The organism is Pseudomonas sp. MIL9, from assembly GCF_016887925.1.
Taxonomy (GTDB): Bacteria; Pseudomonadota; Gammaproteobacteria; order Pseudomonadales; family Pseudomonadaceae; genus Aquipseudomonas; species Aquipseudomonas mohnii.
Map to the genome: position 1 here is coordinate 161,254 of NZ_JAFEHE010000030.1, position 18,173 is coordinate 179,426.

15 protein-coding genes are annotated in these 18,173 nt (G+C 60.4%); 6 read left to right on the forward strand and 9 right to left on the reverse strand.

From position 1 onward, the window contains the following. The first annotated feature begins 98 nt into the window (after window positions 1–98). The 3 genes from JQF37_RS27720 to JQF37_RS27730 are packed head-to-tail and all read left to right on the forward strand — an operon-like array spanning window position 99 to window position 4,530. Window positions 99–923 (forward strand): polysaccharide deacetylase family protein, encoded by an 825-nt coding sequence (locus JQF37_RS27720; protein WP_130208199.1) that lies wholly within the window; start codon window positions 99–101, stop codon window positions 921–923. Continuing rightward, entirely contained in the window at window positions 920–2,188 is a 1,269-nt protein-coding gene (locus JQF37_RS27725; protein ID WP_130208201.1) for a putative glycoside hydrolase, read from the forward strand. The genes JQF37_RS27720 and JQF37_RS27725 overlap by 4 nt, the downstream gene beginning before the upstream one ends. Then, window positions 2,140–4,530 (forward strand): exo-beta-N-acetylmuramidase NamZ domain-containing protein, encoded by a 2,391-nt coding sequence (locus JQF37_RS27730; protein WP_223272685.1) that lies wholly within the window; start codon window positions 2,140–2,142, stop codon window positions 4,528–4,530. The genes JQF37_RS27725 and JQF37_RS27730 overlap by 49 nt, the downstream gene beginning before the upstream one ends. A gap of 37 nt (window positions 4,531–4,567) precedes the next feature. Here the strand turns inward: JQF37_RS27730 and JQF37_RS27735 are convergent, their stop codons facing one another. The 6 genes from JQF37_RS27735 to groL form a co-directional block, all read right to left on the reverse strand. Next, on the reverse strand, window positions 4,568–4,831 hold the full coding sequence (locus JQF37_RS27735) for an acyl carrier protein (RefSeq protein ID WP_130208203.1): 264 nt from the start codon (window positions 4,829–4,831) through the stop codon (window positions 4,568–4,570). 11 nt (window positions 4,832–4,842) lie between these two features. Next, the gene (locus JQF37_RS27740) at window positions 4,843–5,961 is read right to left on the reverse strand and encodes a dihydrolipoamide acetyltransferase family protein (RefSeq protein ID WP_130208205.1); all 1,119 of its coding nucleotides are present in this window, start codon (window positions 5,959–5,961) and stop codon (window positions 4,843–4,845) included. Window positions 5,962–5,998: 37 nt separating this feature from the next. Beyond that, window positions 5,999–6,994 carry an alpha-ketoacid dehydrogenase subunit beta gene (locus JQF37_RS27745; RefSeq protein ID WP_130208207.1) on the reverse strand — a complete coding sequence of 332 codons (996 nt, stop codon included), beginning with the start codon at window positions 6,992–6,994 and terminating at the stop codon, window positions 5,999–6,001. After that, entirely contained in the window at window positions 6,991–7,974 is a 984-nt protein-coding gene (pdhA, locus tag JQF37_RS27750; RefSeq protein WP_130208209.1) for a pyruvate dehydrogenase (acetyl-transferring) E1 component subunit alpha, read from the reverse strand. The genes JQF37_RS27745 and pdhA overlap by 4 nt, the downstream gene beginning before the upstream one ends. Beyond that, window positions 7,971–9,734, reverse strand: a complete 1,764-nt coding sequence (acsA, locus tag JQF37_RS27755; RefSeq protein WP_130208211.1) for an acetate--CoA ligase — start codon at window positions 9,732–9,734, stop codon at window positions 7,971–7,973. Before acsA ends, pdhA begins: the two co-directional genes overlap by 4 nt. Window positions 9,735–9,820: 86 nt before the next feature. Further along, window positions 9,821–11,437 (reverse strand): chaperonin GroEL, encoded by a 1,617-nt coding sequence (groL, locus tag JQF37_RS27760; RefSeq protein ID WP_130208213.1) that lies wholly within the window; start codon window positions 11,435–11,437, stop codon window positions 9,821–9,823. Between the two features lie 274 nt (window positions 11,438–11,711). On the opposite strand from groL, the gene JQF37_RS27765 reads away from it, so the two are divergent. Continuing rightward, window positions 11,712–12,209, forward strand: coding sequence for a BCAM0308 family protein (locus JQF37_RS27765; protein ID WP_130208215.1), 498 nt, complete (start codon window positions 11,712–11,714; stop codon window positions 12,207–12,209). A gap of 32 nt (window positions 12,210–12,241) precedes the next feature. On the opposite strand, the gene JQF37_RS31755 is transcribed toward JQF37_RS27765, so the two are convergent. Beyond that, a complete protein-coding gene (locus JQF37_RS31755) occupies window positions 12,242–12,373 on the reverse strand; it encodes a hypothetical protein (RefSeq protein WP_262984253.1) in 132 nt (43 codons plus the stop codon). A 72-nt stretch (window positions 12,374–12,445) separates the two neighbouring features. Next, window positions 12,446–13,060 carry a hypothetical protein gene (locus JQF37_RS27770; protein WP_223272686.1) on the reverse strand — a complete coding sequence of 205 codons (615 nt, stop codon included), beginning with the start codon at window positions 13,058–13,060 and terminating at the stop codon, window positions 12,446–12,448. A gap of 215 nt (window positions 13,061–13,275) precedes the next feature. On the opposite strand from JQF37_RS27770, the gene JQF37_RS27775 reads away from it, so the two are divergent. Beyond that, window positions 13,276–15,237, forward strand: a complete 1,962-nt coding sequence (locus tag JQF37_RS27775) for an alkyl sulfatase dimerization domain-containing protein (protein WP_130208217.1) — start codon at window positions 13,276–13,278, stop codon at window positions 15,235–15,237. 318 nt (window positions 15,238–15,555) lie between these two features. Here the strand turns inward: JQF37_RS27775 and JQF37_RS27780 are convergent, their stop codons facing one another. Then, entirely contained in the window at window positions 15,556–16,635 is a 1,080-nt protein-coding gene (locus JQF37_RS27780; protein ID WP_130208219.1) for a GGDEF domain-containing protein, read from the reverse strand. Between the two features lie 1,131 nt (window positions 16,636–17,766). Here JQF37_RS27780 and JQF37_RS27785 point away from each other — a divergent pair. Further along, the gene (locus tag JQF37_RS27785; protein ID WP_239142539.1) at window positions 17,767–18,147 is read left to right on the forward strand and encodes an AraC family transcriptional regulator; all 381 of its coding nucleotides are present in this window, start codon (window positions 17,767–17,769) and stop codon (window positions 18,145–18,147) included. Window positions 18,148–18,173: the final 26 nt, after the last annotated feature.

An 18,173-nucleotide genomic window follows, 5' to 3' on the forward strand; every position in this document is an offset into this window, starting at 1 on the left:
CAGAAGGACGCGATGGGCTCACTGCACACTGGATACGCCCGGCTCGCTCTCGCGAGAGGTGCAATGCGGGTGGAAATGGCTCGCGCAGGAGCGCTGGAATGGGCGTAAAACTCAGGCTGCGGTGGCTGATGGGCGTCATGCTGGTGTGCATTGGCGCGCTGGCCTGGGGGGCCGACAGCGCCGGGCTGCGCGTCGAACCCCGTGTGACGATTCTGGTTTACCACCGTTTTTCGGACTCGGCGGACGACTCGATGACCGTGCGCCTGATCACCTTCGAATCCCAATTGCGTGTCCTGCGCGAGCATGGCTACCAGATCGTGCCGTTGCGTGAGGTCGTAAACTGGCTGCGCGATCCGGATGCAACGTTACCGCCCAAGCCAGTGGTGATCACCGTCGACGACGGGCATCGTTCGGTCTACGAAAAACTGCTGCCGGTGCTGCTGCGCGAACGGTTCACGGTCACGCTGTTTATCTATCCGTCGGCGATATCCAATGCCTCCTATGCCATGACCTGGGAGCAATTGCGTGCCCTCAGACAGACCGGGCTGGTGGACATCCAGTCGCACACCTTCTGGCATCCCAATTTCAAGGTCGAGCGTCGACAGCGCACGCCGGCGGATTTCCAGCAATTTGTCCGCACGCAACTGAGCAAATCCCGTCAACGTCTCGAATCGCAAACCGGTGCGCAGGTCGACATGCTCGCCTGGCCGTTCGGTATCTACGATGACGAGTTGATCAGCCTCGCCACCGACGAAGGCTATACCGTCGGCTTGACGCTGGACGCGCGCAAGGCCGACCGGCACGCACGGTTGCTGGCACTGCCGCGTTTTCTGATGACCGATGCCTACGGCGCAAAAGCGTTCGCCCGCCTGCTCGGCGAACCCGAGACCCCGCCCGTGCCCGCAACGGGGATCACACCATGACGTTGACGCGCCTGTTGAAGCCTCGGGTGATCCCGGCGTTGTTTATCGTCACCGCCCTGCTGGCGGGTCAGGCCCAGGCTGTCAGCGGCGTCGTGCTCGACGCCAGTACCCGAGCCCCGTTGGCCGACGCGATCATCACGACGTCGGCCGGTGTGACACGAACCGACGAGCAGGGGCGATTCGACACCGAAGGCCCGAGCGAAAGCGTCGCGGCCCGCGCTCCGGGTTACCTGCGCAGCGCAGCCAAGGTGTCCGACGAAACGCCCATGACACTCGCGTTAACCCCCTTTCGCCCGAAAGCCGTTTACCTGTCGGTGTTCGGCGTGACCAGCGCGGCCCTGCGCAACGGGGCCGTCAGCCTGGCCGACCGCACCGTGATCAACGCCCTGGTCATTGACCTCAAGGGCGACCGCGGCCTGACGCCCTATCGCAGTGCGGCGCGCGAGGCAATTGGCGCGGCGGCGCGCACGACCACGCGCGTTCCTCACGTGCATGACTTTCCTGGGCTGGTTGCCAGGCTGCATGCGCAACACCTGTACCTGATCGCACGGATCGTGGTGTTCAAGGACGATCCGCTCGCCGACGCCCATCCGCAGTGGAGCGTGCACACCGCTGACGGCACACCCTGGCGGGATGGCGAACAGTTGCAATGGATGGATCCGTTTTCGCAGGACGTCTGGCAGCACAACATTGATGTCGCCGAGGAGGCGGCGCGGATGGGCTTCGATGAGGTCCAGTTCGACTATGTGCGCTTTCCAGACAAGCGTGGCCTGCGCTTTGCCCAAGCGAACACCCGGGCCAATCGGACCGAAGCGATCGTCGGCTTCCTGGAGGCAGCACGCACACGGCTTGCGCCCTATAACGTCTTCATCTCGGCAGACATCTTCGGCTACGTCTGCTGGAACCTCGACGACACCGCGATCGGCCAGCAAATCGAATTGCTCGGCGCACCGCTCGACTATATTTCGCCGATGCTGTACCCGTCGGGCTTCACGTGGGGACTGCCGGGCTTGACCGATCCGGTAGATGATCCCGGCCAGATTGTCAGGCGTTCCCTGGCCGAGGCGATGCATCGCACCCGTCTGCCGGGGGTGCGCTTTCGTCCGTGGCTGCAGGCCTTTCGCGACTATGCGTTCGATCATCGCCCGTTTGACGCGACGGCGATCAGGGCGCAGATCAACGCTGCCGATGCCGCTGACTCCGATGGATGGATGCTATGGAACCCACACAATCACTACGACGCCGCCGACCTGCCCCAACGTTGATCGTCAGGCTGATGCGCTGGGCCGTGTTGCCTGGCCTGTTGCTGGCGGCGGCAATCGCTGGCGCCGCCGAATTCGATGCAGCCGCGCGCCTGCAAGTCGCACGGATCGTCGAGGGGCAGATCGCCGCCGGACGCCTGCCTGGGGCCGTCGTGCTGATCGGCGACTCCACGCACGTGCTCTATCGGCAGGCCTTTGGCCAGCGCGCGACAACCCCCTTCCCCGAGCCGATGGCACTGGATACCGAGTTCGACCTTGCGTCGCTGACCAAAGCCATCGCCACCACCACCGCAGTGATGCAGCTGGTCGAAGCGGGCAGAATCGATCTGGATAAACCTGTCGCTCGCTATTGGCCTGCCTTTGCCCTGCCTCGTAAAAACGCGATCACCGTGCGTGAGTTACTCGCGCATACCTCGGGGCTGCCGGCAGGCCTGCCTGCGCAGCCTGCGAAAGCCGGGCGAGAAGCGGTGTTGAGCGCCATCGCGGCACAGCGCCTGCGTAGCGAGCCCGGCGAACGGGTCATCTACAGCGACCTGAATTTCGTGGTGCTCGGCGCATTGGTCGAACGCATCACCCACCTGCCACTCGACGCCTATTGCCGGATTCATATCTTCAACCCATTGGGCATGGGCGATACGGTCTTCCTGCCGGACACTGAGCGAGCGGCACGTAGCGCCCCGACCCTCGCCAACAGCACCGGCACCCTGCGCGGGCACGTACACGATCCGACGGCGCGCTGGATGGGCGGCGTTTCCGGCAATGCCGGGCTCTTCTCCACCGCCGACGATCTGGCCCGCTACGCGCAGATGATCCTCAACCAGGGGCGCGCGGGCAGCACCCGGATACTGCGCCCCGAGAGCATCGCCGCCCTTGCCGCCCCGGCCTCTGCGCTCGCGTCCACGCCGTGGCGCGGCCTCGGCTGGGAATTGAGCGCGCCACTGGTGCAGAATCATGACCGCCTGCCGCCGATCGGTGTCATCGGCCACACCGGCTACACCGGGACGGGCCTGTGGATCGATCAGGTCACACAGCAGTTCATTGTCATCCTCACCAACCGCGTGTACCCGGACGACCACGGTGACGCTCGCCCGCTTCGCGCGCAGTTGCTCGCGCTGCTGGCAAGCCGCGCCGCGCCGGCAAGCGTCGCACACATCGGGCGCTTGATGCCGTCAGCATTGCCGGCGCTGCATGCCGCTGCTCGGCTGCCGACTTCCACCGGCCCGGTGCAGGTCGGTATCGACGTACTGGAGGCCCAACAGTTCGCCCCGCTCGCCGGCCTGCGGGTGGGTTTGATCACCAATCGCAGCGGTTTTGACGCCCGGGGCAGGCGCACCATCGACGTACTCGCGCACGCGCCAGGGGTCAGGCTGGCGGCGCTGTTCTCCCCGGAGCACGGGCTTGATATCGATGTCGATGAACGCGTCGGCGACACCCGTGACACTGCCACCGGCCTCACCGTACACAGCCTCTATGGCGCCACGCAGCGCTTCCCGGCGCAATCGCTGCGGGCTCTGGATGCGCTGGTGTTCGACATCCAGGATGCCGGCGTGCGCTTCTTCACTTATGAGACCACGCTCGGCTACGCACTTGAGGCCGCCGCAGCCCGGGGCATTGCACTGTTCGTGCTGGACCGGCCCGACCCACTGGGCGCGCAGCGATTCGGCGGCCCGGTGCTGGACAGCCGCCACCCATCGTTCACCGGCTACTTCCCGGCGCCGCTGCAGCCAGGCATGACGGTCGGGGAGCTGGCGAGCCTGTTCAATCGCAGCAAGCACATTGGCGCGGACCTGCGCGTCGTGCCGATGCAGGACTACCGACGCGCCATGACGTTTGCCGACACCGGCCTGGGTTGGGTGCCGCTTTCACCGAACCTGCGCACCCTGACCCAACTCGACTTGTACCCGGATGTCGCATTGCTCGAAGGTGCGAATGTGAGCGTGGGGCGCGGCACACCCCATCCGTTTGAATGGATCGGCGCGCCGTGGGTCGATGCGAAGCGGCTGGCAACCGCGCTGAATGCGCTTGGGGCTGGCGCGCATTTCGAGCCGGTCGATTTCGTCCCTACCGAGGCCACGTGGCGCGGCCAACTCTGTCACGGGGTGAGCATCACCCGCGACCCGCCAGCCGATGCCGTGCCGGTCGCAAGCCTGGGACTATCGTTGCTTGCCACCCTGCACGGGCTCTACCCCGATACCTTCGACTTTGCGGCAACCCGCGATTCGGTCGGCTCGCCCACCGTGTGGCAAGCGATTCGCGACGGCGCTACACCGCAGGCGGCGCAAGCACTCGACGCCGCGCCGCTCGCGCGCTTTGCGCGACTTCGGCAGCAGAACCTGCGTTATTGAGCCAGTGAACAAACTATTCGGTCAGTCGCAACGCCGATCAAATGCCGGCCTGCGCGGAGTTGGACTTTTGCTCGAGGTAGGTGATGAGCTTGTCCAGGGTGTCCACGTATTGGTAATCGCTTTCGGCAATGGCAATTCCCAGACGCCGGTTCAGCGCCTCGATGAAACGAAGCCAGTCCATGGAGTCCAGATCGACCTCTTCGCGCAGTGACCTGTCGGCACACAACTGCTCGGTCTCCAGTTCCGGGGCAATGCCCTTCAAGGCACTCAATACCTCATTGCGGATCATTTGCCGGTCCATATGTCCTCTCCTCAAAGGGCCTCAGGGGATTGCAACAGGCGGCGGACTTCGCCCAGAAATCGCGCGCCATAATGCCCGTCGCTGACGCGATGATCGGCGGACAAACTGCTGATGACGGTTGGCATGACACACAGCTGGCCATCGTTCACCCAGGGCCGTTCGCTGATCCGACCGAAGCCGACCAAGGCTACTTGGGGTGGATAGATCACCCCCAATACGCTGTCCACGCCCTGATCGCCGAGTTGAGTGACCGTTATCCCCGCGCCTCCCAACTCGGAGCTGCGCAGGGACCCGCTGCGGGCACGTTCCACCAGACTGGCCAGTTCACTCATTAGAAGCGTCAGGGGTGTGTCCGCCACATGATGCAGGACCGGGGCGACCAGCCCGCCCTGGCGCAAGGTGATGGCCACTCCAAGATCAGTACCGGGTGCTGGCGTGAAAGCATCGTCGCGCCAGAAGCCGTTGAGCTGAGGATAGTTGCGCAGGGCCAGCGCCACCGCCTTGAGCAGCAATACACTGGGCAGCAGGCGTTCCTGAAGCGTGCTTTGCGCATTGTGTACCTGCAGCCAGGCCATGGCCTTATCCAGGGCGATGGTTTCGCTGAGGTAATAATGGGGAATCTCGCGCTTTGAACGACTCATGGCCGCGGCGATCGTGCGACGCATGGCTTGGTCCGGGTCAGGCGTGGGCGCCGCCCGGGCCGCTGTTTCGATGTCTTCCAGGGTAATGGCTCCCTGTGGACCATGGCCTTTCAATTCACCGGTACCGATTCCCAACTCGGCAGCACGCTTGCGCGCCGCTGGAGAAATCCGCGGACGCCGCCCGGATGACACTTGCTCTGGGCCCGGCAGCGGTGCGGGCGTCGATGTTGGTCGCACACTTTGCGCACTTTCCCCCGGCTCCAATAACCAGGCGATGGCGGTACCGACCGGGACCCTGGCGCCGATATCGATCAGCAGTTGCAAAACCGTGCCGTCATGCCAGCACTCGACGTCGATGGCCGCCTTGGCGGTATCGACGACGGCGATGACCTGCCCCGGCTTGACCACGTCGCCAGGATGGACTGTCCATTCCAGCAACGTGCCTTCATCCATGTCAGCGCCCAGGGAGGGCAGTTTGAATTCGATCATCGTTTACCGCCCTGGCCCGAAACCCGGATCCGCCACGTCATGGTGTTCCCCCTGACAGGCCCTGGCACACGGCATGAGCCGCCGCGACGATGCTCGACACTTGTGGAAGCGCCGCTTCTTCCAGATGCCGGGGATAAGGAATCGGCACCTCGGCGCTGCACACCCGTGCCGGCGGCGCATCCAGGTCGAAGAAGGCTTGTTCGATGATTCGCGTAATGATCTCGGCGGACAGGCTGCCGCTGCGCCATCCCTCATCGACCACCAGGGCTCGACGGGTCTTGCAGACAGAAGCCATCAGCGTCTTGTCATCCAGAGGGCGCAGTACCCGCAGGTCGATGACCTCGCAATCAATGCCCTCCCCGGCCAGTTGTTCGGCCGCCTCCAGGGTTTTGCCGAGCGTGCCGCCATAGGTGATCAGGCTCAGGTCCTTGCCGGTGCGGCGTACCTTGGCGCAACAGATGTCCACGGCGTCCCACTCACCTGCATCGCCCTCCAGATTGTAGAGCTGGGCATGTTCGAATATCAGCACCGGGTCCGGGTCCAGCAGCGCGGGCCAGAGCATGCCGCGTGCGTCTTCGACGGTGGCTGGCGCGAGGATTTTCAGCCCGGGAATATGGGCATACCAGCCTTCCAGGCTGTGGGAGTGTTGCGCCGCCAGCTGACGTCCGGCGCCGGTCGCCATGCGCACGACCAAGGGCACGGAAAACTGCCCGCCGGACATGTGCCTCAACGCAGCCGCCGTATTCATCAGCGGGTCCAGGGCAAGCAGGCTGAAGTTCACGGTCATGATTTCGACAATCGGCCGCATGCCGCCCAAGGCCGCGCCGATACCCGCCCCGACAAAACCCAACTCGGACAGCGGCGTATCGCGAATGCGCTCAGGGCCGAACGTTTCCAGCAAACCCAGTGAGACGGCGTAGCTGCCACCGTAGCGGCCGACGTCTTCGCCCATCAGAAATACCCGCGGGTCCCGCTGCAGTGCTTCACGCATTGCCTCGCGCAAGGCTTCGCGATAGGTCATTCGGATGTTCATGGCGCCGCCCCCGGTGTGTAGACATCGCGAGACACATCCTCGAGCGGCTCCAGAGTGCCGCTTTCGGCATAGGCAACGGCGGCCTCCACTTCAGCGTCCACCTGGGCCAGGATCGCCAGAAATCCGGGTTCGTCCAAAAGGCCTTCAGCCTTGAGCCGCGCGCTGTACGTATGAATCGGGCCACGACTCTTCCATTGCTCCACCTCGTCCTTGTCCCGGTAAAGCTGTGGATCGAACATCGAGTGAGCACGGAAGCGATAGGTACGAAACTCCAGGAAAACAGGCCCATGCCCGGCGCGGATGTGTTCAACCGCCTGACGAGTGGCTTCATACACCGCCATCACGTCCATGCCATCCACAGACCGGTTGTCTACTTTGTACGCCGAGGCCTTCGCACACAGGTCGGTTTGCGATTGCGAACGCTCCAGGGCAGTCCCCATCGCATAGAGATTGTTTTCGCAGCAAAACAGCATCGGCAGTTGCCACAAGGCAGCCAGGTTGATGGACTCATGAAAGGCCCCTTCGGCCATCGCGCCTTCACCGAAAAAACAGGCACACAGACGCGATCCACCTTGCATGCGCTCGGCGAGCGCCAGGCCGACCGTCAGTGGCAAGCCGCCTGCCACGATGGCGTTTCCGCCGAAGAATCGTGTCTTGGCATCGAACAGGTGCATTGAACCACCACGCCCTCGCGAGCAGCCTTCCTGGCGCCCATACATCTCGGCCATGATCGCGTTCATCGCAACCCCCTTGATCAGGGCGTGACCATGCTCACGATAGGTCGCGACCACCGCGTCGTCAGTGGCCAGTGCATGCAGAACGCCGGCGGCTACCGCCTCCTCGCCGATGTACAGGTGCAGAAAGCCACGAATCTTGCCCTCCCCATACAACTCTCCCGCCCGCTCCTCGAGACGGCGGATGCGTACCATGTCCCGTAACAGGTCGAGAGCGATCTGCGGGGACAGCCGTGGCAGGCTCATGACGGACGCTCCATGCTGGATGTATCGCCTTCAGGCAGACCCAGTTCCCGGGCTCTGAGCAGACGCCGCATCAGCTTTCCGCTGCGGGTGTGCGGCAGCACTTCCACAAACTCCAGTTCCTTGGGCGCGACGACCGCCCCCAGGCGCTTGCGTCCATGACCGAGCAACTCGTCGTGCAGGGCTTGGCTGGCGGTGAAACCGGCCTTGAGTGAAACAAAGGCCTTCACGGTTTCACCCAGTAGAGGGTCGGGTTTGCCGATCACAGCGGCCTCCGCCACGGCCGGGTGTTCCATGAGGGAGCTTTCGACTTCGAACGGACCGATCAAATGCCCGGCCGATTTGATGACGTCGTCACTGCGGCCAATAAACCAGTAGTAACCATCGGCATCGCGGCGCACCAGGTCACCGCTCAGATACCACTCTGCGACAAAGCAGCGACGATAGCGCTCCTCCTGCCCCAGGTAGGCTCGGAACATCGCGGGCCAGGGCTGTTTCAGGGCAAGATCACCAACCTCGTTGTCCCCCAGAAACACCAATTGCCCTGCGTCGCCCCGTGCAACGATGGCCGCCTCTACACCCGGTAGCGGCTTGCCCATGGAGCCCGGCTTGATGGGCATGGCGACCGTGTTGGCGATCATGATGCCGCCGGTTTCGGTCTGCCACCAATTGTCGTGGATCGGCAGCCCAAGCACCTCCTGACCCCACCAGACGGCCTCGGGATTAAGTGGTTCGCCGACACTGGCAATAAACCGCAGATGCGCAAAGCGATGGCTGCGCGCCAACGCGGCACCGGCTTTCATCAACAGGCGAATAGCCGTAGGGGCGGTATACCAGACCGTTATCTGTTGTTTCTCAAGTATCCGGTACCAACGTTCGGCATCGAACTCGCCGCCCTCCACCACACTGGTGACGCCGAGCAACAACGGCGCAAAAATGCCATAGGACGTCCCGGTCACCCAGCCCGGATCAGCCGTGCACCAATAGACATCATCGGGGTGCAGGTCCAAGGCATATTTTCCTGTGACGCTGTGGGTCAACGCCGCACCATGAACATGCAACACGCCTTTCGGCGTGCCCGTCGTACCGCTGGTGAAATGTAAAAGTGCGGGGCTGTCGGTTGTTGTCGATGCGACGGTGAACGCCTCCTCTGCCTGTGCCAGCAGTGGATGCAAACTCAGCGTGCCTTCCAAAGGCGCCGTATCCCCACCACCTTCGTCATACAGCAGAACATGCTTGAGGGCGGGCAAGCGCTCACGAATAGCCGCGACTTTGCGGCGGTAAAGGCTTTCGCTGGTCAGCAACACACTGGCTTCGCCAAGACGCATGCGGGTTTCCATGGGTTCCGGGCCGAAGGCACAGAATAATGGCGACACCACGCAACCCAGTTTCAGGCCCCCGAGTACACCGAGATAGAGCTCCAGCCCCCGGTCACAGAGCACAAACAATCGCTCGCCGGGCAGTACGCCCAGTTTTTTCAATACATTGGCGAAACGGTTGGTCAGGATGCTCAGTTCGGCGTAGCTGATGTCGCGACCGCTGCCGTTGCGATCAAGAATGCGCAATGCCGTATGCAATCGATTCTTGCCCTGCGCGTGCCGATCCACGGCTTCAAAGGCGAGGTTCAAACCGCCTCCCGGTAAACCAGCCAAAGCGCGGGCTTCGCTCTGCCATGAAAAGGCCTCTCGCGCTTGCACGCTATCGATCCAGTTCGGCGTCAACGGCAAGTTCGCCAGGGTTTTCTCAATGATCGGCGGATGCATGCTCATCCCCTTCAATAGCGTACGGTTCAACCGAGCCAGTCACCCTGGCGGCTTCCGGGCAGGTCAGCAGTGCCCATTCATCGCAATCACTCGGGAAACGCTGGCTGGACGGGTGATTCCTTTTCGGGAATGTCGGTGATGGTTGCCTCGGTCAACAGCAGGATGCTGGCGACCGAAACGGCATTTTCCAGGGCAACGCGCACCACTTTGGTCGGGTCGATAATGCCGGCTTCGTACATGTCCACATAGCGATTGGCGGACGCATCGAAACCCACGTTGCCGGGCTCGGCAAGCATGCGTGCAACCACGACCCCTGCATCCACGGCCGAGTTCTCGGCGATGAGCCGGGCCGGCGTTTCCAGTGCCCGACGCAGAATTTGCAGGCCGGTCCTGGCATCCCCCTCATACCGCGCTTCCTCGGCGGCGAGGATCGGTACGGCCTTGAGCAGCGCCAGGCCTCCCCCCGGCACAATGCCTTCCGAGATCGCCGCCCGCGTCGCGCTGATGGCATCATCGAGTGCGTCCTTGCGGGCTTTCATTTCCGCTTCGGAAGGCGCGCCGACACGAATCACCGCGACACCGCCGGACAACCGCGCCAAACGCTCCTGGAGTTTTTCCCGGTCGTAATCGCTGGTGGTGCTGTCGATTTGCGCACGAATCTGCTGCAGGCGCGTGGCGATGGCCTCGGGGGCGCCTGCACCACCAATCAGCGCGGTACTGTCCTTTTGCACCACGACTCGATGCACTCGCCCCAACTGGCTCAATTCCATCTGTTCAAGGGTGATGCCCAGGTCATTGGAAGCGACCGTGGCCCCGGTCAGAATGGCGATGTCCTGGAGCATTTCCTTGCGTCGATCCCCAAAGCCCGGCGCTTTGATCGCTACAGCCCGCAGGACACCGCGTATCTGGTTGACGACCATGGTGGTCAGCGCTTCACCTTCGATGTCGTCGGCGATCAGCACCAGCGGCTGACCGCTTTTGGCAATGAGTTCAAGCAACGGGAGCAAGTCTTTGAGGGCGCCGATCTTGTGGTCACAGAGCAGCAGGTAGGCATCATCGAGTTCGACCTGCATCTTCTCCGCGTCCGTGACGAAATACGGTGAGACATAACCTCGGTCGAATCGCATTCCCTCCATGACTTCGACCACGGTTTCGGTTGTCTTGGACTCCTCGACGCTGACGACGCCTTCAACGCCGACCTTTTCCAGCGCGTCTGCCACCAGTTGGCCGATCACCGCATCGTTATGCGCCGACAACGTGGCGACCTGAGCTTTTTCCCTGGGTGTGCTGACCGGGCGCGACTGGGAAGCCAGCGATGCCACCACCAACGACAGTCCACGATCCAGACCGCGCTTGAGGTCGATCGCACTGGCACCTGCAACGACGTTGCGTATGCCATCGGCCAGGATGGCATGGGCCAGTACCGTCGAGGTGCTGGTCCCGTCCCCGACCGCTTCGCCTGTGCGTTCCGCTGCCTGTCGCAGCATTTGGGCGCCGAGGTTTTCCTCGGGATCGAGCAGGTCGATGCGCTTGGCAATGGTCACGCCGTCATTGCACACCGTCGGATTGCCCCATTTATTCTGCATCAGCACCGATTTTGATTTCGGCCCCAGCGTGACACGTACGGCGTCCGCCAACTGTGTGGCGCCGCTCAGGATTTTCTCGCGAGCCGTCGCACGAAACAGGATTTTACTGTGGGCCATCAGGTTGCACTCCTGCCAGATCGCTAACAAATGCCTTCCTGCAGCTTGTAGGAAATACCCCCGGCAACCTTGACTTTTATCAACAATGCCAGCCTATCGCCGCGCCCTTTTTGGGGGCCTCGGGAGAGTCACCACTGCAGTGCGTTGACCGACTGTCAGCACTCGCCCCCAAGTTGATAAAAATCAATCCGGGCGACTAAAAATCGAGTCCCAATGAAGGGGTGAAATCCACAACGGTTGGATTTTTTCAATCTCACAGGCGCGGAGAAAAACCATGGACAAGTATCAGCAGAGCCAGAAAAACCAACTGTTCAAGACAGACACCCACGATCCCTATCGTTCGCAACGCTTTGAAGGCTCGGCCATCTGCCCACAGTGCGACTCGGTTTACCAAGCCGGCAACTGGACCTGGAAAACGCCTGAAAACACGGTCGTCCACGACGCGCAAGCCGTGAAGTGCCCGGCGTGCCGCCGCATCGATGACAACATGCCTGCGGGGACGCTGACGCTTTCGGGCAGCTTCTTGCTCAACCATCGAACTGAAATCGTCAACCTGATCGAACACACCGAGAAAAAGGAAAAAGCCGAGCATGCCCTGGAGCGCATCATCAACCTGACTGACTCAGGGGATGACCTCATCGTCACCACCACCGGCATCCATCTTGTCCATCGCATCGGCCATGCGCTGGAAGCCGCGTACAAAGGCGATTCTGACTACCGGTACGGCGATAATGAGTATGGCTTGAGCGCCACGTGGAGACGTGACGAATAACACCGTGCGCGAGGTCTCTGCCCCTGCCTCGATCAAACCTGGCGCCGCGGTTTCCTGAAGCCCAGCGCCCGGGTGATCGCGCCACGGGGCAAATGCCGTTCACCTTCTGGTGTCTCTTCAAGTCCGGTTTCGGCGGCCGACCCTTCGCTTTGGTGACCTTGCATCGGGGATGAAGCTCCATTGGCGCGAGATCGGGGGCAGCCTGCGTGCTACCGGACAACATTCGGCAACTTCATTCAGAGGGCCAGGCGCGTGGCCAATCCGGAATTGGGCACCCACAGGGTATTGATGCAAATGGCCTCTTCCGCTTCCGTCACCGGTTCGAGTGACTGCGGATCAAACCAGTGCCGATTGACCATGGCCAGGCGAACGATACCGTTCTTGTCGAGGAGCGTTTGCGCCAGGCATTCGCACAGGGACCGTGGCAGCGCTTCTTCGAGGGAGTCGATGTCGGCACCTTCAAGCTCGATCTCGAAACGTGCGGTGCATGTACTCACCAAATCCTGCACCGTGTAGGAGGCGTAGCGAAACGCCGTGAGATATCCCACCGTCAGCACCAGCACAATCGACATCAGGATGCTGGCCTCGCGCGTCCAGGACTTCGTGCCCGGCCGGCGCAGCCACCTGAGCACAGTGCCCCTGCCCCAGTGCTGGACCGCGAGAACCCCGCTAATGAATTTATTGTTCGTCATGACCGGATCTCTCGCCCAGGTTTTGCCAGAAGCATGGCGCCGATTGCCACCTGGCGTTTGATCTGGATCAACCAGCGCACAACCGGGGCACCACTGGATGACGTCCGGCGCCATTTGGCTGGGAGCCGGTCTGTCGGGCAGCGCCAGGTCGAACGGCATCGTGTGCGCATTCGCTGACTGCTTGATTTTTCTCAACTCGATCCAGGCCCGGTGCCGTCAATACTCAACGCGCATTGAACGCGAAACTGACAATGCCCGCAGTGCGTTGTGCAGTCACCGTTTCATGGCCTGCGCGTTGCGTTGACCGGTACGAAATGATTCCCGACGTTAAACGTGGTTTCGGGAGTGTTTTTGCAGACATGAGGAGAAACGACATGCTGGCTCCCAAACCAATAGCAATCGCAGTCATCTCGGCTTGCATCAGCATGGGCGTGGTGCAGGCCGCGCCCAACGAGGCCAGCGATGCGACTCGAAAGGCCAACGATGCCTTGCTCAGCTATTTGCCCTTTGCCAACCAACAAGACTTCGAAGACGCTCACCACGGCTTCATTGCCGATTTACCCAGCCCTGTGATCAAGGGTGATGCGGGCAATACTGTTATCGATCTGTCCCAGTACGACTTCCTCAAGACCGAAGGCCCGACACCGGCCACCGTCAACCCGAGTTTATGGCGGCAATCGAAGCTGTTGGCCATTCGAGGTTTGTTCACCGTGGTGGATGGCATCTATCAGGTTCGCAATATCGACCTGGCCAACATGACTTTCGTGCGCGGCAAGACAGGCTGGATCGTCATCGACCCGTTGACCTCGGCAGAGACCGCCAAAGCCGCACTGGCGCTGGTCAATGAGAAAGTCGAAAAGCTACCGGTGTCGGCCGTGATCTTCACTCACTCGCATGTCGACCACTTTGCCGGTGTGCGTGCCGTGGTCGATGAAGCCGATGTGAAGTCCGGCAAAGTGCCGGTGATCGCACCTGAAGGTTTCATGGAGGAAGCGGTCAGTGAGAACGTGTTTGCTGGCACGGCGATGAGCCGCCGTGCTTCTTACATGTACGGCAACCTGTTGCCAAAAGGCCCCAAAGGTACCGTCAGTGGTGGGCTGGGTATCACCACGGCAGCGGGCAACATCACGCTGCTCGAACCGAACAAACTGATCGAGCGCACCGGGGAAACACTCACCGTCGACGGGATCGAGGTGGTGTTCCAAATGGCCCCTGGTACCGAAGCTCCGGCCGAAATGTTGTTCTACTTCCCGCAATTCAAGGCCATAGACCTGGCGGAGGATGCCAACCATACCGTGCATAACATCCTCACCCTGCGCGGTGCGAAAGTTCGCAGCGCACAAAAGTGGGCCAGCGCGCTGGGACAAACCATCGAAATGTGGGGATCGGATGCCGTGGTGTCGTTCGGCAGTCACCATTGGCCGCAGTGGGGTAATGATCGCGTGGTGCAGCATCTGGAGAAACAGCGCGACCTCTACAAGTACATTAACGATCAGACGCTGCGCATGGCCAATCAGGGCATGACGATGAATGAGATCGCCGAGGCATTCGTCCTGCCTGACAGCCTGGCCAAGGAATTTTACAACCGGGGCTACTACGGCAATCTCAAACACAACGTGCGCGCGACCTATCAACTGTATTTGGGTTTCTGGGACGGCAACCCGGCAAATTTCGATCCGCTGCCACCGGTAGAGGAAGCGAAAAAATATGTCGAGATGGTCGGCGCCGACAAAATGATCAAAACAGCCAGGGCGGCCTACGCCAAAGGCGAGTATCGCTGGGCAGCCACGGTGGCCAACAAGGTGGTCTTTGCGGACTCGAAAAACCAGGCGGCCCGTGCAATAGAAGCCGATGCCCTGGAACAGATGGGTTACCAGGCCGAGTCCGGCCCGGCGCGAAATTTTTACCTGTCCGGCGCGCAGGAGCTGCGTGGGGGCGTGAAAAAAATGGTCACGCCCAATACCAGTTCACCTGACATCATTCGCGGCATGACCACTGAAATGTTCCTCGATTTCCTCGCCATTCACCTGAATGGCCCGAGAGTCGGCGAGAAGTCCTATGCCTTCAACCTCAACTTCCCCGACACCCAAACCAAGTACATTTTGACCATCGCTAACGGTGTCATGAACTATCGCAAGGACAAGCAACTGGATAAGGCCGACGGCACGGTGACGCTGAACCGGACCACCCTCGATGACATTGCCCTGGGCAAACTGAAATTGGGCAACCTGTCAGAAAGCGGCGAAGTGACCATCGACGGCGACAAGGCGAAATTCAAGGAGATGCTGACCAACTTCGACAAGTTCGACTTCTGGTTCACCATTTCTGAACCTTAGCCCAGGCGAACCAGCGGCCCGTAAGGAGTACTGCCCATCGCGATGGATCATTGCCAGCTGGGCCGGACTTCTTGTTTTTGCGACATCCTTTTCACGCAGCGCTCACAGGATGGAGCGCAAATTACCTGTACTCCTTTGCAGAATCCCAGCTAGGCCCGCCCGCATGCGGGCCATTTTTTTGGACCCAAGAAAGGTGCTGGCTCCTCGACCGGCTCAACGTTACTCGGTCCGTGCGGCCCGGCAGCAGATGAGGGCCCGGCGCCAAGTCTGCCGGCCGAAGCGAAAGCTGCTGCCAGGCAGTGAACACTTCGGGGGCCTTTAGTCGGGCCGGAAGAAGGTGTAGCGGTCCTTACCGCTGAGCTTTGACTCGTACATTGCGTGGTCTGCTTTTATTAGCGCGGCATGCAAGGTGTCGGTTTCGATCCGGGTTACGCCCACGCTGACGGTTGCCGGGTAGCGGCTGGACGTTTCGCGCACCCGTTGGCACAGGGTGTCGACCAAGCGTTCGGCATCCGCCTGCGTGACACCGGACAGGTAGACCCCAAACTCTTCTCCCCCAAGCCGGGCATATTCGTGATCGGCCATGATGTGCTTAATGTCGGCGGCGATGCGCTTCAGGACTTCGTCACCGATGTCGTGGCCATATACATCGTTGACTTTTTTGAAGTTGTCGACATCGACCATGGCCAGGTAGCACTCGCCACTTTCTGGTGGGGTGCTCAGGTGGTTGCTGGCCCGTGTCATGAACGCGCGGCGATTGGGGATCTCGGTCAGGGTGTCAATGTAGGCGCGCTCTATCAGTAACTTGGCCATGATGTAGTTGTGCAGCTTGGATCGGCGCAGCTTGAGGTAGGTGTAAATGGTCAGCGCGCTGATAAAGACGGCGGACAGCAGAACCATGGTACCGCTGAAGTCGAACAGAGACAGTGTGGTCATCATAAAGGGGTTGAGGACAACCCAGGCGATGCCCAGCACGCCGAAAAATGCTTCTCGGCTCAAGGGTAATACCGAGGCACTATAGAGAATGCTGGAGGCCGAGAGGATCAGCCAGGTCGGGTGCAGGTGGGCCGGCAAGCCCTCGATACCCAAGCGGATGCCCAGGCAGATCATGAGCACATACACGAGGTTTAGCAGGTGGAAGTGGCGGGCTTTACGAGCGACCCGCTGTACACCGACGGTGATGAGCAGTAGCACGACGAGCAGCAGCGAAAGAGCGTAGTGACGTTGATCGCCTATAAAACCAATAATTAGGTCGAACAACACCCAAATGCCGATACCTCCGATATAAATCAGCCCACTGAAGTTATGTAACCGCTCGACGTCGTATTGATAAAACTCGTATTGGAGGGCTTTGGGTGTTGCTTGTTTCGTTACTTCATTCTCAATCGTCTTGTACATCGGCAGCCTTGCTTGCAAAGGTGTTGCGGGTCGTTCATCTATTAGGCTGCTAGCGTAACTGAAATCGGGGGCAGTAACCGCCTGCCCCTACTTTAGTATCTGTGCGATACGGCGATTTGCACCTCATCGTCCACGGAGCGAACCGGCCAGACACGTCGCTGCTGCTCGGGGGACGATCAATCAGACACGCCAGACGCTGTCCTGCCCTATATCAAGGAGCGTCACAGTCGGATCAGTGAGTGGTCTCAGCTGATAGAGAAGCTACAGACCAACGACGATCAACTACGCCGAACCTACATTGAAATTCACTCTAGCGTTAAACGAGTAGACATCATTGGCGTGCAGCCACTGGCTGAGGACAGGATTCGGGTTAAAGCAAACATCACGCTGAAGCCGCAAGGAAACATGAATCAAGAAGACACTTTCGCTTTGGTTGACGGGAAATGGGGGCTCTCTGCTCGCTAAATAGCCGCGGCAGGTTTATCGGCATACGTTTCTCCAAGCGAAAAAAAGCCCGCACTTGGCGGGTTTCTAAAGGAAAAATTTTTAAGGGCTGTCAATAGGGTGCCCATCCAGGCAAAAACAATAAACCTGGCGGTACAGCGTGCGAGGCAAACAAAAATACAGACAGAAGCAGCATAGAAAACACGATGACAAAAAAACGATGCATCCTCACTCCTTGAGTTGTAGCCGTCTTCCCAGCGAACAGATAGCCACATGATATCACCAGACTTCCCTTTTAGGTCCGCTGCCCGCGCAGCCGGTAAGCATCATTGCAGCCATGACTGCCAGCAAATTTTCACTGCTGTCCACCCCAGGAAGGTGGAGAACATTGAATCGCCCCGTGCCTGACCAGGCATCCAGACTCAAAAAAGCCCAGCGCGAGGGCTGGGCTTTCTATCATCCTTGAAGTAGACGAACGCTTGTACGCGTCCAACCAAGACACCTTTACCTAAAGCGTCAACTTGAATAAGTGCCTCGGCAATCCTTTCGATGAAATCCTCATAAGCTAGAGCGAGGAGACGTGGAGGTCTCTTATACGCTCTGGGTGGAAAGCAGAAACTGCAAGAACGATCAAATGCTTCCCCCGTCCATTTGATAATGTTGCTCTAGCGTTCATGGAGGTTCGTCATGCTGAATATCGAGAGAGCCCTGTGGTACATCGAGTTGGAGCTAGGATCCCACCTCGATCTAGGACGTGTCGCGCGCCATTGCAATATGTCTCCTTTTGCACTGGCCCGTTTATTTCCGCTGTCGACGGGTTGGTCGGTGATGCGTTACATCCGTGCGCGGCGTTTGAGCCAAGCGGCACTGACCTTGCGTCAAGGTGCACCGGATATCCTGCAAGTTGCGCTGGATGCTGGCTACGGTTCACATGAAGCTTTTACGCGTGCCTTCTGCGATCTGTTTGGGTTCACTCCGAAGCAGGTTCGTGAGCACGAGGATGAACACCTCTCACTGTGTAGTGGTCAACTAATCCCGGACACGACGTTAAGTTTTTCCTCGGCCTGAGCCGGGGCCAGTCCATCGTTGAACTG

Bases quoted from the DNA above. Each gene is read 5' to 3' on its own strand.
- JQF37_RS27785 (WP_239142539.1), top strand. From the start codon at position 17,767: ATGCTGAATATCGAGAGAGCCCTGTGGTACATCGAGTTGGAGCTAGGA.
- JQF37_RS27740 (WP_130208205.1), bottom strand. From the start codon at position 5,961: ATGATCGAATTCAAACTGCCCTCCCTGGGCGCTGACATGGATGAAGGC.
- JQF37_RS27735 (WP_130208203.1), bottom strand. From the start codon at position 4,831: ATGGACCGGCAAATGATCCGCAATGAGGTATTGAGTGCCTTGAAGGGC.
- JQF37_RS27770 (WP_223272686.1), bottom strand. From the start codon at position 13,060: ATGCCGTTCGACCTGGCGCTGCCCGACAGACCGGCTCCCAGCCAAATG.
- JQF37_RS27725 (WP_130208201.1), top strand. From the start codon at position 920: ATGACGTTGACGCGCCTGTTGAAGCCTCGGGTGATCCCGGCGTTGTTT.
- acsA (WP_130208211.1), bottom strand. From the start codon at position 9,734: ATGCATCCGCCGATCATTGAGAAAACCCTGGCGAACTTGCCGTTGACG.
- JQF37_RS27765 (WP_130208215.1), top strand. From the start codon at position 11,712: ATGGACAAGTATCAGCAGAGCCAGAAAAACCAACTGTTCAAGACAGAC.
- JQF37_RS27720 (WP_130208199.1), top strand. From the start codon at position 99: ATGGGCGTAAAACTCAGGCTGCGGTGGCTGATGGGCGTCATGCTGGTG.
- groL (WP_130208213.1), bottom strand. From the start codon at position 11,437: ATGGCCCACAGTAAAATCCTGTTTCGTGCGACGGCTCGCGAGAAAATC.
- JQF37_RS27775 (WP_130208217.1), top strand. From the start codon at position 13,276: ATGCTGGCTCCCAAACCAATAGCAATCGCAGTCATCTCGGCTTGCATC.
- JQF37_RS27745 (WP_130208207.1), bottom strand. From the start codon at position 6,994: ATGAACATCCGAATGACCTATCGCGAAGCCTTGCGCGAGGCAATGCGT.
- pdhA (WP_130208209.1), bottom strand. From the start codon at position 7,974: ATGAGCCTGCCACGGCTGTCCCCGCAGATCGCTCTCGACCTGTTACGG.
- JQF37_RS27730 (WP_223272685.1), top strand. From the start codon at position 2,140: ATGGAACCCACACAATCACTACGACGCCGCCGACCTGCCCCAACGTTG.
- JQF37_RS27780 (WP_130208219.1), bottom strand. From the start codon at position 16,635: ATGTACAAGACGATTGAGAATGAAGTAACGAAACAAGCAACACCCAAA.
- JQF37_RS31755 (WP_262984253.1), bottom strand. From the start codon at position 12,373: ATGCAAGGTCACCAAAGCGAAGGGTCGGCCGCCGAAACCGGACTTGAA.